Genomic DNA, 14,969 nt, shown 5'->3' with positions numbered 1-14,969 from the left:
TGAATCGGCGATAAACGCTATCGTCAAGACTGAGTAACGGATAACGACAAAAACAAAAGCGAGACGAAAATAGTGAGACGAAAATAGTGAGACGAAAATAACGTTTGTCACTTTCACCGATTATCAATGAAACACTAAGAGAACAATAAAAGCTAATCGAACAGCAGAGAACAAAAAGAAGAGAGATCCAGAAAAAGAAAAGCTAACTCAATGACGATAATTAAGTTAGCTTCAATGAAAATAACAACACTAAGGAGCGTATAACGCGATTAACGACGACCGTTTGGTCTGCGACCACTTCTGTTGTTGCTTGACCGACCGGAACTTCGTTTGGCTCCAGCACGAGGCTTATTCTTTCCGGCTAACCCCTGCTGACGCTTATCCCCGCGCGCAGGCCGAGGTTTTATTCCTCGTCTCACACGGTATTCTTCATGCTCTGCCGGAACCAGCTTGTTATCACCAACACCAATTAAATCTTCTCGGCCAATTTCTCGGAGGCTTTCTCGCAATTTGGCCCAGTTGGCTGGATCGTGGTAACGCAAAAACGCTTTTTGAATTCGGCGTTCATCCAACGCTTTCGGACTGTAAATTTTTTCAGATTTGTAGGTAATGCGTTTTAGTGGATTGCGACCCGAGTAATACATCGCCGTCGCAAGTGACATCGGCGATGGATAAAACGTTTGTACTTGGTCGACTTCGAAATTGTGTTTTTTCAACCACAGCGCGAGATTCATCATATCTTCATCTTCGCAGCCTGGGTGAGCAGCAATAAAGTATGGAACTAAGTACTGTTTTTTACCTGCTTCTTTAGAGTACTTGTAGAACATTTTTTCGAAGCGATTATAGGTGCCCATTCCTGGCTTCATCATTTTGCTGAGCGTATTTTTTTCGCTGTGCTCAGGTGCAATTTTTAGATAACCGCCTACGTGATGGGTCACCAATTCTTTCACGTATTCGGGATCTTCAACCGCCAAGTCATAACGAAGACCCGAGGCAATCGCAATTGTGTGAACACCGTCAATCGCTCGCGCTTTTCGGTACAACTGCGTGGTTTCCGAATGATCGGTTTTTAGGTTAGGACAAATTTCTGGGTAAACACAACTGAGCTTTCTGCAATTGGATTGAATATCAGGATCTTTACAATTAAGTTTGTACATATTCGAGGTCGGCCCGCCCAAATCGGAAATGGTTCCGGTAAAGCCAGGTACTCTGTCTCGAATTTCTTCAATTTCTTTTAAGATCGACTCGTGAGAACGACTTTGTATGATTCGACCTTCGTGCTCGGTAATCGAACAGAATGTGCAACCGCCGAAGCATCCGCGCATAATATTGACGGACGTTTTAATCATGTCATAAGCCGGAATTCTTACCCCTTCATATTTCGGGTGCGGGATTCTCGCGTACGGTAAATCGAAAACCGCATCCATTTCTTCGGTTTCCAATGGAATCGGCGGCGGGTTAACCCAAACCTGTTTTGTACCGTGTTTTTGAATCAGCGCGCGTGCGTTATGAGGATTCGATTCTTGGTGTAGCACGCGTGAAGCATGTGCATACAACACCGGATCTTTACTGACTTTTTCAAAACTCGGTAAACGTATGCAGGTTTTATCTGCAGGCACTTTTTCTTCGTAGCGGCGCAGCGGCATTGGCACAATACGTACAACATCATCACGCTGAGGTTGCTGTTCAGGTTCGGCTTTATCAACAACATTGCCGTCGGCGTCGACATTTTGATTATTGTGGGTAGTTTCGTATGGGCTTGGAATATTGTCGATTTTCCCTGGCCAATCAACGCGAGAAGAATCCAACTCCGTAAAACCTAACGGCGTGTGGTCAACAACAATGGTGGTGCCGCGAAGATTATTGATCTGTGAAACGCTTTCGCCATTGGCCAATCGATGACTGAGTTCGACAATGGCTCGCTCCGCATTACCGTAAAGTAAAATATCGGCGGCAGCGTCAATCAGCACAGAACGGCGAACCGCGTTGCTCCAATAATCGTACTGAGCAATACGCCTCAAGCTTGCCTCAATGCCGCCAATCACGATGGGAACATCTTTCCACAACGCACGACAGCACTGACTGTAGACAATCACCGCCCGATCCGGACGCTTGCCCGCTTCGCCAGCAGGTGTGTAGGCGTCATCACTGCGTTTGCGTAAATCGGCGGTGTAACCATTGATCAACGAATCCATGTTTCCGGCGGTTACGCCAAAATACAAATTCGGCTTGCCAAGTACCGAGAACGCTTGTGGGTCTCGCCAATCAGGCTGACTAATAATACCGACTCTAAAACCTTGGGCTTCCAATAAACGCCCCATAATTGCCATACCAAATGAAGGATGATCGACGTAAGCATCACCTGTCACGATGATAATGTCGCAGCTATCCCACCCTAATTGGTCCATTTCCTCCCGAGAAGTCGGTAAAAACGGCGCGGTACCGAAACATTCGGCCCAATATTTAGGATAAGAAAAGAGATGAGGAGCTTTAATAGGCATGAGTTTTTTTGGTTTTAATAAATCGACGGCTAATTGGGCGGGCATTTTCCCAAATTATAGAGCAAAGTTATAGACACTTAGAATTTGAGGTTTTATTTATTAAGTCATTTGGCGATATCATGAGAAACCGTTGCCCCATCAATAACGAAAAATCACACCATTCAAAATCAGCCGCTTTTAAAATAAGAAAAAACTTAAGCTGATTCGTTAATTCAAGTTCGGAGATTCACATGAAAATTGGAGTCGATCTTGGAGGCACTAAAATAGAAGCCATTGCTCTTGACGACAATCATCAAGAGCTCATTCGCAAACGCCAATCTACACCCGTCGGAAACTACCAAAAAACACTTGAAGCCATCACTACAGCGGTGCTGGAGATTGAAGATACGCTCGGCTTACAGGGTTCGGTCGGCATCTGTATGCCCGGCTCATTTTCTCCCAAACATGGTCGTATCAGGAATGCCAACTCAACTTGGCTCAATGGCAAATTGTTGAACGAGGATTTATCAAAATTACTCAATAGGCCACTTCGTTTCGCTAACGATGCCAACTGTTTAGCCATATCAGAAAGTACCGATGGCGCCGGTAACAATAAATCGATCGTTTTTGCCATGATTCTTGGAACAGGCGTTGGTGGAGGTTTAGCGATTGATGGCAAGCTTCACGAGGGACTAAATCGCATTGGTGGAGAATGGGGGCACACAACACTGCCTTGGATGACAAAAGAAGAATATCCAGGCCCACTTTGTTATTGCAAACAAAACGGTTGCATTGAAACATTCTTATCTGGAACTGGATTTCAAAACGACTTTTATCAGCACACTCAACGAAGATTGAGAAGCGAAGAAATCATTGCCGAGATGGATGACGGCAATCACGATGCCGTAGATGCTTTTCATCGCTACCAACAACGTTTAGCAAAAGCGATTGCAATGGTTGCCAACATCATCGACCCAGACGTTTTTGTGCTCGGTGGCGGAATGTCTAACATCACAAAGCTGTACGATACACTGCCAATAGATGTCGAAAAACACGTTCTTGGCAATGAATTTAGCACACCGATAAGGCCCGCCAAACATGGGGATTCTTCTGGTGTAAGAGGAGCTGCTTGGCTTTGGTAAATAAATCCTGTGGTTAGATGTAAATAGTGTGAGCAACGAAAAAATGAATAAAAAAAGCCCCGATATCTCGGGGCTTTTTAGTTTACTGGGAATTAGTTAATTAATAGGCGAGCCATTAATTCAGCTTTTGCGCGAGCTTCTTCCTAACTCTCCACAGTAAAGGTAGTAGCAACAAGGCCAATGGACCGGATGAACCAGAACCACCACCGCTACTGCTAGTGACAGGATCAGTAGAGTTAACAGTTTCTTCCGGTGTGGTTACCACTGGATCATTACCTGTTTCTTCTTCTGGTGTTTGACCACCAGAACTGCTACCACTTGAACCACCAGCGTTTGGATTTTCAGTAGACTCTACGATTGTAGTAACAATATTCAATTCTGCGTCATCAGCAGGAGCATTGTTACCGTCAATCTGAGATAAGAATTCCAACAAGTCTTCTTTATCACCTACGGTTAATGAATTAAACGCTTGGTGAGGAGCATTTCGAGCAAGAGACTCTGGTGTAGAGACAGTGATATCGTCGATTACTACAGTCGCAGTATTGCTTTCAGATTCAATCGTAACGGCTGCATCAGAGGTTCCCGCTGGAACTGAGACTGCAAAGGTCAGCTCACGGAAGTTAACATCTTCACCACCAACAGTTGGTAAAACTTCCAGCTCACGAACGTATTCTTGATCGCCAATGGTGAGCATCATAGATGCTGGCTCATTCAGAGAACCGTAGCGAACACGAACATAACCTTCGAACGCTGAGTTAGTTACATCGGAGAACTCAACAGAGCTTGAAGCACCGATGCGAACACCTGCACCGCCTCTTAAGTAAGAGAATGCTTCAGGTTCAACAACCGCTGCATCACCAGAGATAGACGCAGTTTCCGCTTGGAATACCTCACCCCCAACAGTGGTAAATACGTCTTCTAGAGTTTCTGCACTACCATCGTGTAGATAAGGAGCCGAGTGGAATACACCCAGAAGCGACGGTGTTTTCAATCCTGGCAATTCAGCGTTCAAACGAGAGCCTGAGTAGCTTCGTGTGGTTCCGATGTCACGGATAGCTCCGTCAGTGAAAGCACCCACCATAGTGAAGCTACCACTGTCCTCTAAGGTTGTGTGGCAATTAACACAACCGGCTTCAGTGAACACTTCAAAACCACGTTGACCAGCTTCTGTTAATTCGCCGTTATCTTCACGGAAAGGACTGCGTGCAATAGAGGATTGACCAAGGCTATTCACGTAAGCAACCAGTGCATCTAGCTGTGGGTTAACACCAGCCTTGGGACTTGCCAACGGATCAGCGCCACCAGTATCGGTGTACTGTTGATCAGTCATCAAGCCACGACCTCGGAAGCGTTCACGAATATCGATTTCGAAGTCGTGAATTTCATCGAAGTTTCCTGACCAGTGAACAAAGCCGAAGCGAGTTCCCATACGTCCGTTCAGAGTGATGTTGTTACGCAAGCCTTCACCGCGACCGGTAAAGTCCCAAACACGAGCATCTGAGTCGCCATCCAAGTGACAAGTTGCACAACTTAAATAACCTTCAGCACTGGTGAGCGCACGGTTTTCAGCAGTTTCGCTGTCCAACCCTAATACCGCGTTGTAGAAGATCTGCTTACCTAACAAGACTTCGTCAGAAAGAAGCTCATTTTCTACGGTCGATACAGTTTCGATGTCTGGGTTAACGATACTACCCAACAAGAAATCACTCAGATCAACAAAGGAAACTGTGCGATCGGTAAGGTTTTTCACCATTAATTGTTCGCTGAAACTGTCGAACAACAAACCTTGCGGTGCAAGACCGGTGGCAATTCGGCTCGCAGCAGAACCCAGGTTACCGTTATCAACATCGCGGTTGATAACAAATACTTGGTTGGTTCCCTGTAGACCAGCGAGAAGGAAAGCACCATTGTTTAACAGAGCAAGAGAGCTTGGTGAGTCGGCGTTATCGAAATCGATTCGTCGCTCGCGTAACTCAAGACCAGAAAGTAAGTCGATTTGAGCGGCAAACGTTCGAACTGTGTTGTCATCATCAAGATCAACGTTTTCATTAACAAAACCGCCGGCAGTATTGTCTTTCTTACCAACAACGTAAGCGTACTTGTCGTCGGCATCGATAATGACGCTAGCAATTTGGTTAGGAACACCGCGACCGTTATCGATGTCGTCAGGCTCAAGGCTTTGATCCAACTTAATAACACGGCTGACCGTCATGGTTGTGGTGTTAATCAACCACACCTCACCCCAGTTCTGATCAGAAATAAAGCGTGTCGCCAATAATTGATTACCGTCGTTGGTCAACGCTAACGCTTTCACCGTTGGTAGGTTTTGAGCGCGTTGCGGCAAGACCGTCATAGTGGCGGTATCAATCTGAATAACTTCACCGGAATTGTACAAAGACACGTAAGCAAATGTGCCTTCACGGTTCATCACTATTCCAACTGGCGCACTACCGTAACCGGTTTCTATTGTCTCAATACGGTTGCCCGCAGAGTCGAGAATCGCGATAGCGTCTTCGTCGTGAAGAGTTACCCAAACGTTATCGTTACTATCAACGGCGACACTTCTTGGATCTTCACCGACAAAGATTTCGCCGGTTCCACCAACCGAAGTTTTCTGATGATTGGTGACAGATAACTGAGAAACTGTGTTGTTATCCGGGTTTGCAACCCAAACGCTTTCACCGTCTTGGGTCAGTGCCATCGGCCCTGATTTCAAGCTGCTTTCGCTAACCGCTAGGGTTTCAACGACAGCGATGTTGGCAACCGAAGTAACAACGTTGTTTGACGGAGTATCTCGAACCTGAATGGTTACTTGGTAAGTACCGGCTTCATCGTATGAGAAGGTTGCGGTATTTGAAGAACTCCAATCGGAATAAGCTTCACCGGCTGAGCGGCGGAAACGATACTCTAGCGGATCACCGTCGGCGTCGATGGCCAACAATGAAACGGTAACGGCTTCATTCAGAATAACGGTGGAGCGAGGTGATACATTCACTGCTCGAACTTGTGGTACAGATCGAACCACTTCATCACCGGTTGAGAATCGGAAGGTGAACTCGTCCATAACGTTATGAACAGCATCTTCAAGACCTACAAGCGTTACTTCATAAGTGGTTGAAGGTTTTAAATTCTCAAGAGGATCAACAGTAAGAACACCGGTATGTGAGAGTAAGTAATCGATCGGCACATCTTCGCCACCGACCTCAGATACTTTAATGTTCTCACCAATAACGATATTTTCAGTACGCAATGTTTCCGGAATCATGAATGAAATCGGAGCCATCAACGGGTAATTGGTTTGATCAGCTTGCGGAATGTGGTACGCAACAAACGGTGCACGACGGTCTGGCTCAGCTTGGTGTCCCCAAATACCGAGACCACCAGAAGCGATGCCCTGGCCTTCAATCAAGAAGTTATGACCACCACCGGTCAATAATAAGTTACCGATAGGTCGGCTGTATTGGCTGGTTTCAATTTCGGCTTCAACTTCGTCTAAGTGAAGCTCTACTTCACAGGTTTCAATATTGACTTTAAGCTGCTCCGAGAAGACATATTCGTCTTGGAAGCCAAGGTAAGTCGGACCCGTGGTGAAATCGAGATCCAAACCTAACGATGGGTCTCGATATAAAATTTCGCAGTGAACTCGCAGGTTAGTCGGATCAGAGAAATCAACGATTTGAATTCCTGGGTTCTCAAGTCGACGAGCAAAGACCATATAGTGGCCGTAAATTTCACTCCAATAACCGCCAAGACCGTACTGAATAGGTACATCTGTGGCCGCACCATTGATAAAGCGGCGACGAGTTAACGTTGGGTGAATTTCAGGCAGTTTTAAAACGTCGAGTAAAACTGGGTTGGTAGGATCGCTGACATCATAAGCAGCCATACCAGAGAAAGATTGGTCAGAGGCGTAGAGCATTAAGTTACCCATGAACGCCGGGAAACCAATAACACCCGTCATACCGAGGTGATCCCACTCAGCGGTAACTTCGCCATCTAATTGCAACCAAGACAAACCAGTTACGTTACCGTAGCTCCACCAGTGACGAGCCGCCCAAGGGTGCATCATACCACTCTTATTAAAGTGGGCATCTGGACCAGACCAACGCGTGTGGGTTAGAGAGCCGTCTTCTTCCAAACGAACTGCGTCATTTGGAAAACCGCCAAGGTAAACCTCGTTGCCACGTTTGTAGGTACCGTGAGCAAGAATGGGTTGGGCGGTGCGACCAAAAGTCTGGACGGTTACGGGGTTTGCTGGATCCGAAATATCCAATGCTCGAACAATAAAATCGCCCTCAGCCGTAGACGATGGGATTTCCGGAATTGCAATAATGTAGTCACCGAGGACTTCAATCGTGGTTAAACGACCAAGTTCAGGATGGGATTTACTAATCAACTCACCAGGCGTGGTGGACTGGTTAAGAAATTGGGCTGACGCGCCTTGCAACGCAAACAAAAAAATACCTGCGCATCCTGCAATATACTTCGCGTTCATTTTAATAACTTCCAATCATAAAATTTGTGAGAATCACCTAAACATGCCACAAGCTACGGCATGTAACCAATAAAACCATTATAAACGAGGGCTTTTTCTTAATTGGTACGTTTAGATGCCAATGTCTATTTATGTGGACTGGGTCTATTCCCCAGTTGAACAACCAACACGTTTTGATTATTTGCACGAACCAAAAGTTAGCCTGCATCAAATAATCGATAATAAAATGTCATTAGTTCATCGATCCTGATACTAAAAACACGCTTAACTGTGCATCCCAAAATAACGGTGTTTGCTTAAGCAAACGGCAAGTCAGTGGGATGTGGCATTCAAATCCACAGGCTAACGAGGATTGTCCTCTCGAAGCTCTATGAACGACTGAAAAATTGAACCAAAAGGTCAATCAACGTCGATGAATTCAATAATCAAATTGCCGAGTCGGTGCGATGCTAGCTATGTTTTATAGCATTGATCGGCAAATTACAAACTGGCATATCGTACCCATTACATATGAGTTATAAAGCTAATATGTCACAAAATAATCACACAAAATTCAGTGATTATTTTTTGTTCGCAAAACAATCCATATTATTCAATCCGGGCAGTCTGACATTGACGAATATATTCGGTTTCGTTGAAAACACATTATTATTCATAAGCAACTAATAAAATGAGATCTAGGTTATAAACATCAATATTTTCAATTGACATGGCGTGTGCAAACACTTACACACTGCATTGAATTGACGCTCTAGCAAAGCCGGCCGTATAGGATAGTGAGAGATTATTTCAGTCAATCATTCAAATATAAAAAATCAAATATCACAAAATCTAAAAGAATAAATATTCACCACAATTCACTTTATTCCTAGATAGGCAAAATTTCTTAAAACCTATAAAAACTAATTCTAATAAAATTAGAATTTCCAGAGAGCTCACGCCTAAGTTTTACAAATCAGCCGCCACAATCAGCCTCCCAAACTTAATTTTGGAAGCAACCAGTCCTAACCTTTCACGCCCAAGTGCAATCAAGCTGCTCAAGATCAAACGGCTTCCAATTCGTGTGGATAGAGTATTTAGGCGACAAAGTGCCAACCGCTCACTTAAAATTAAACCGCTCACATGTGGTCTATAGCATTGGGTGAAGGTTGTCATTGGAGAATTTCGTGAAAACTAACAGCCTTGATATCCAAAAAACTGGCACAAGATCTAATATTGAACAAGACTGATTAACAACGCAGTTATCGAAAAGCCGAATTCTAGGTTGTTCAGTGATGTTGGTTAGGAACAAGCAATGGGCTTTCTCGATCCAATACACAAAAGAGGCAGGAACCTATTATGGAATCACTTAAAGTTTCAGATTACATGACCACCGATTTCGTGAAGTTTCATGAAGAAGACCTTGTCATAGACTCCGTTAAGGAACTGATCAAGCATGAAGTTATTGGTGGGCCGGTAGTCTCCAACACTGGAGAAGTTATCGGATGGATCTCTGAACAAGATTGTTTGGGCTCAGCTATTCAAGTCATCTATTACAATCAACGTGTTGCTCAGGTAAGAGATATTATGAGAACAGAGGTTCTGAGCGTCAGAGAAGACGACGATCTGTTAAGCCTCGCGCAGCAAATGCTGCAAAACAAACCTAAAGTGTATCCGGTGCTCAGTGCCGAAGGAAAACTAACCGGAGTTATCAGTCGCCGACTCATCTTAAGAGCGGTCGATAAACGTTTGGCTCAGCTTGGTAAAGAGCCGAGAATCAATCAACCACACGAAGCACACCTTGCCTGATCACACGTTACCTGATCATACACAGGTAAGTAGCTTCAAATCAGCAAGCTGACCATCTATCTCTTTCCCACGGGCAGAAGGCTTCTCGCTTCTGCTCGATCACTAGCGGTTTCTACTCCCCTATTTCCTCTTTCAGCATTAAATTACCGCGCTGTTCAGAAACACATGTCGGCGCACGGTCTGAAAACACTCTACAAATTAAGCACTTGAGATACAGCAGCCGTTCCCTTTTTCCTGGAAAAAGATAATTTCATACAAATACGATTAAAAATTAAATCTTATAGAAATCGCTCTACGTATAATACAAACATCACTATTCCGTCATAAGAGTTATAAAAAAACACTTTTTCCTACAATTATCGAATAAAATTAGCGTAGAATAGTCGAAAGACGGATAACCTTAATTTACTAGAGCTTCCCCGATGGCGAACAAATCCACTCAATGCGCTAAAACAGGCTTTTTATTGGCAAACCGCATTGCCAAGGACATCATTGACCAAAACCTAAGCCCTGGCGTTTTGTTTGGACGAGAGCCGGAATTGTTAGCTCAGTACGGAATCAGCCGAGACCCTTTCCGCGAAGCGGTAAGAATTCTTGAGTGGCAAGGGTTGGCAACCTCAGTGAGAGGCTCTGGCGGTGGTTTACGAGTTGGCAATTTAAATCCAGAAACCATTTCCAACATAATCCGCGATTATCTGTTTCTGTCGAACACATCGGTTTCAGATTTGATTGCCGTCATTAAAGCATTCACCGAATACGGTATCGACTTGCTCACCACTCCCGAGCACGAGCAAATCAGAATCAGCCTACTGACCTTAAAAACGTCGTGGAAAGATCAACAATCATCAGAAAACGATTCGCTGAAGTTTTTTAAAAAGTTGTTAATTCAACTCATCAAATACACTCGCAACCCGGCAATCGGATTATTTCTAACACCCATCATGGACGTTATTAATAACGCCTACACGTCAACGGATGAAAGTACTGCCTTCAATGCACCCAGCATACAATTACTGTTTAACTGTATCGATCTCGCGGTTTTAGGTGAAAGTATAAAATCAAAATTCGAGATTAATAGTTATTTAGATTTATTAGAAAAGCAGTATCAAGAAACACTCAGTAAAACAGTTTGCGAAAAAGAATTCCCTAACTGGCTAGAAAATTCCTCCCCTAAAAAAGCACAAATACTCGTCTATAAAATTCATCGTCACATTGTAGAGAACCAACTCCAACCTGGAACCAAAATAGGGTTAGAACCCGATTTACTGGAACGCTATAAAGTATCGAGAGCTGTATTCAGAGAAGCGATTCGCCAACTGGAAATTATTGGCTTAGTGGAACAGAAAAAAGGCCGCAGTGGCGGGCTAATGGTTAGCCAACCCAACCCAGCGTCTTTAATTCCTGTTGCTGTTGTGTATTTATTCCACGCTAATTTTGGCTTCGAAAAATTTGACGAATCGAGAAAAATTATCGAAATTAAATCTGCTGAGCTGGCTGCAGAAAAAATTTCTTGCGACCAAATTATTACACTCAAAACATTACTGGAAAACTGCAATAGAACCAGTGCTGAGGAATACATTGCCACAAGTTTGGAGCTTCACGCAACGCTTTGTGAATTCTCCTGCAACCCAATTTTAGCGATGTATATGAGTATTCTGGCTGAAATCAGTAAACTGGCTACTCGCGATTCCGACCGCTTAGAGCGTCTGCAAAAAAATATTCACGATCTAAAAAACAGCCAACAAAAAGTTATTGATGCCATCGTCAATAAAGAACCCAATCTGGCAAAAACCTTAATGAAGTCTCACCGATTATTGGTCTCTCATTGTTTGCGTTAAAATTCACTTAGATTTTAAAAACAGTCGTATCACGAACAAACATTAATCGTGTTTGTTCACTCTTAAAAATACAGTTAAAAATTTCAAACCGTTACTTTCATTAACGAACGTACACCCAATTAACGTACGCCTGCCTGACAAAAACCTGATCAATACATCATTAATGTTTCAGGTTTTATACGACTACCACTCTTTTTATTTCTCCACAAAAAACTGGCAACCAATTTAATTAAGTTAATTCTTTAACGTCAGGAAATATAATTTATTAACATCTAAACCATACTTTTATATTCATAATATGAATTTCTTGAACAAACAGTCAATAATGATAAACGCGTCACATATATGGAATGATTAATATATTTTTCATAAATCTGTGAAGACAGTATTAACTATTTAATGCGAAAGTTTACCCTCCTTTAACACTTTATTAGGGTAATCTTAATGAGAAAGTTTTTTCTTGCAGTATCTCTTGTATTAACCTCATTTTCTGTGTTCGCAGTAAACTCCAGCCACTGCCCACACTCTTGCCCATCAGGCACACCCAGTTCTAACTTCGTCGTATTTCGTGCGCCTTACACCTTGAGCAACAACGCAACCACCAAATTCGCAGATTGGGTTGCTTACCGTATTGCTCCAGACACAATTCAAGGCGGTCGCTCACGTAACTTCCGTGCCGACCCACTATTGTTCTCAAGCCGTACTCTTGAGCCAGACGATTACACTGGCGCTCACGCGCAAATCGGCACTGACCGCGGTCACCAAGCTCCTTTAGCATCTTTAGGCGCGTTTTCTGATTTCCAAGCGTTAAACTACTTATCGAACATCACACCGCAAGCTTCTGGTCTGAACCAAGGTCCTTGGAACATTTTAGAAAGTCGTGTTCGCGGTCTTGTACAAGGCGGCGGCTTTAACGAAGTTTTCGTACAAACCGGTCCTTTGTATGAATTCTTCTTCGCTGAGCTTCCAGGAGCCAACGAACGTCACACCGTACCAAGTGGTTACTGGAAAGTGATTTACACCAACGTAAACGGCAATATCCAAACTGCAGCGTTCATCATGGAACAAACCACACCACGCAGCTCTAACTTCTGTTTCCACCAAGTGACCATCGACGAAGTTGAAGCACGTGCAGGATTAAACCTTTTCCCGAATCTGAGCGGCGCATCTACTGTTGAACGACGCACAGGTTTCTTGCGTAACGACCTAGGCTGTTAATAACTTAGATTAACAAAAGTTTAGATTGCTAAGTTAGATATAAAGCTAGCTATTTTATATAGCTAGCTTTAACCTCTTCACAAACACTCCTTCTTTATCTCCCCTCTAATCAATAAACTAAGTTTACTTTCTAAAAAATCACATAAAATTTATAAGGCAGTAAACCTTTCCATATCAGAACCCATCAAAGAGATCATATAAACTGAATTTTCTGCCATTGAGTTAAATAAGCTTGATGCGTTCAAGATTTAACACTTTACAGATTCAGCGATCATTTTTTCAAAAAATAATTTTATAAAAATCAAAATTTTCCACATCGCACAAAGAAAAATTTAATAGATATTTCAGCCAAGCAGCAACAGGAATTAAGTAATTCCTGCGAACAATCACGCCTGAAAAACGGCCTGTAGATTTAGTTGAATTTAAGTTCATAGCTTCATACAAACAGCATTTATTGGAGAATATTATGTGTAAGAACGCCAAACTCTTTCACTCAACAAAATTAATTATATATTTGCTGGCAAGCACTTTTTGCTTTGCAACTGCAGAAGCAAAAACATTGTCTTCTTATGAGGTAAACTCTCGCATCAATAAAATAGACAACTATCTATCAAAGAGTGAAGTGAATGGATTTTCCGGTGCAGTGCTTGTTTCCTACAAAGGAAACATTATCCTCAACAGGGGGTATGGGTTAGCAGATAAGAAGAACGAAATACCTGCAACCACCGACATGGTGTACGACATTGGATCTTTAACCAAACAATTTACCGCAGCAGGCATTCTCCATTTAGTCAAAGAAGGAAAAATATCAACGGAAGATACATTATCGAAATTTTTCGACAATCTTCCTTACAACAAAAAAGAGATAACAATACACCAATTACTTACACACACATCTGGAATAACCGATTATCCCTACGATAATAGAAAAGATTTCTATAAGCATATCGAGACCAATACTTATTTTGATAAAGTCTTTTCACTTGACGAACAATTTACATCGGGTAAAAAATTTGAGTACTCCAATACAGGATATTCAATATTAAGCAGAATTATAGAATTGGTAACTAACGAAAACTATGAAGTGTTTTTGGCACGAGTATTCTTTACGCCTTTAGGAATGACCCAAACCGGATATCTACTGCCTAATTGGGATGCTTCGCTCTATCCCAAAAGCTATCGTTTAGGAACTATACCGGGAGAAACGTATATTCCTCACTACCAAAAGAGAAATAAAGTACCGTGGCAGGTGAAAGGTGCTGCGGGAATCTACTCAACCGTGACAGACATGCACAAATGGTTAAATGCAATAGCACAAGAGCGCGTTTTAACACCAGAATTAATAACTCAATTGAAAACGCCGTATGTGCAGATGTCTCATAAAAGTAATAATTATTACGGTTATGGATGGGTAGTTCGAAACTCTAGCAGTGAGACTGAGCTATATCACAACGGTTCTAATTTATATTTTACCGCAGATATTCATTGGCAACCTATCGATAACCAATTGCAAGTTATTATGTTATCTAACATTAACTCTAAAAGTACTTTTGAAGTGCCCACACAAATTGTCGGCCTTTGGGAAAAACCTGAAACTTCTCCTAAAGAATTTAAATTACCCGCATGGAGAAAAGTATTGAGTTGGATATCTTAAGGCATTCCAACAATGCCTACAATTTGAATAACATTACATAAACAGGCATCGAACAGTAAAAACCCAACAATTGAGTTTTTACTGTTCCAAAGCAATATTACACTTCAGAGTGTTTAACGCGTTTATTTAGCCGACTTTTTACAAGTAAAGTCACACTGTACAAAATAGCAAACACGGCAAATGCTAAGGTCAACCAAATGCCGTGCTCAGCGGCATGCATCAGGCTTCCTTCGCTGCTGTGTCCAGGATGGGCCAGAGCAACCGCTGGAAACAAACTTATCAAACACAACGCAAACTGGCTTTTTACTTTATAAAAAAGCGATTTTATAACTGCACTCATTTAAAATAATCCTT

The 14,969-nt window shown here is 42.7% G+C and carries 8 protein-coding genes; 5 read left to right on the top strand and 3 right to left on the bottom strand.

The window, feature by feature from the left end; all coding sequences use genetic code 11:
- Positions 1–269: 269 nt before the first annotated feature.
- Positions 270–2,501 carry a YgiQ family radical SAM protein gene (locus LU361_RS09545; protein ID WP_233089524.1) on the bottom strand — a complete coding sequence of 744 codons (2,232 nt, stop codon included), beginning with the start codon at positions 2,499–2,501 and terminating at the stop codon, positions 270–272.
- 230 nt (positions 2,502–2,731) lie between these two features.
- On the opposite strand from LU361_RS09545, the gene LU361_RS09540 reads away from it, so the two are divergent.
- Entirely contained in the window at positions 2,732–3,622 is an 891-nt protein-coding gene (locus LU361_RS09540) for an ROK family protein (protein ID WP_233088617.1), read from the top strand.
- Between the two features lie 115 nt (positions 3,623–3,737).
- Here the strand turns inward: LU361_RS09540 and LU361_RS09535 are convergent, their stop codons facing one another.
- Complete coding sequence (locus tag LU361_RS09535) at positions 3,738–8,117, bottom strand: Ig-like domain-containing protein (RefSeq protein ID WP_233088616.1); 4,380 nt, start codon at positions 8,115–8,117, stop codon at positions 3,738–3,740.
- Between the two features lie 1,338 nt (positions 8,118–9,455).
- Between LU361_RS09535 and LU361_RS09530 the strand changes: the two genes are divergently transcribed.
- From LU361_RS09530 to LU361_RS09515, 4 genes are all read left to right on the top strand, one after another.
- Positions 9,456–9,905 carry a CBS domain-containing protein gene (locus LU361_RS09530; protein ID WP_233088615.1) on the top strand — a complete coding sequence of 150 codons (450 nt, stop codon included), beginning with the start codon at positions 9,456–9,458 and terminating at the stop codon, positions 9,903–9,905.
- 422 nt (positions 9,906–10,327) lie between these two features.
- Entirely contained in the window at positions 10,328–11,743 is a 1,416-nt protein-coding gene (locus LU361_RS09525) for a FadR/GntR family transcriptional regulator (RefSeq protein ID WP_233088614.1), read from the top strand.
- 444 nt (positions 11,744–12,187) lie between these two features.
- Complete coding sequence (locus tag LU361_RS09520; RefSeq protein ID WP_233088613.1) at positions 12,188–12,961, top strand: DNA/RNA non-specific endonuclease; 774 nt, start codon at positions 12,188–12,190, stop codon at positions 12,959–12,961.
- Positions 12,962–13,427: 466 nt separating this feature from the next.
- Positions 13,428–14,615, top strand: coding sequence for a serine hydrolase domain-containing protein (locus tag LU361_RS09515; protein WP_233088612.1), 1,188 nt, complete (start codon positions 13,428–13,430; stop codon positions 14,613–14,615).
- A gap of 97 nt (positions 14,616–14,712) precedes the next feature.
- On the opposite strand, the gene LU361_RS09510 is transcribed toward LU361_RS09515, so the two are convergent.
- Complete coding sequence (locus LU361_RS09510; RefSeq protein WP_233088611.1) at positions 14,713–14,955, bottom strand: hypothetical protein; 243 nt, start codon at positions 14,953–14,955, stop codon at positions 14,713–14,715.
- Between the last annotated feature and the right edge of the window lie 14 nt (positions 14,956–14,969).

Origin of the sequence: Sessilibacter corallicola (assembly GCF_021290925.1) — a bacterium.
In the GTDB taxonomy this organism is placed as follows: Bacteria; Pseudomonadota; Gammaproteobacteria; order Pseudomonadales; family Cellvibrionaceae; genus Sessilibacter; species Sessilibacter corallicola.
This window is presented reverse-complemented; position numbering and strand designations above follow the sequence as displayed.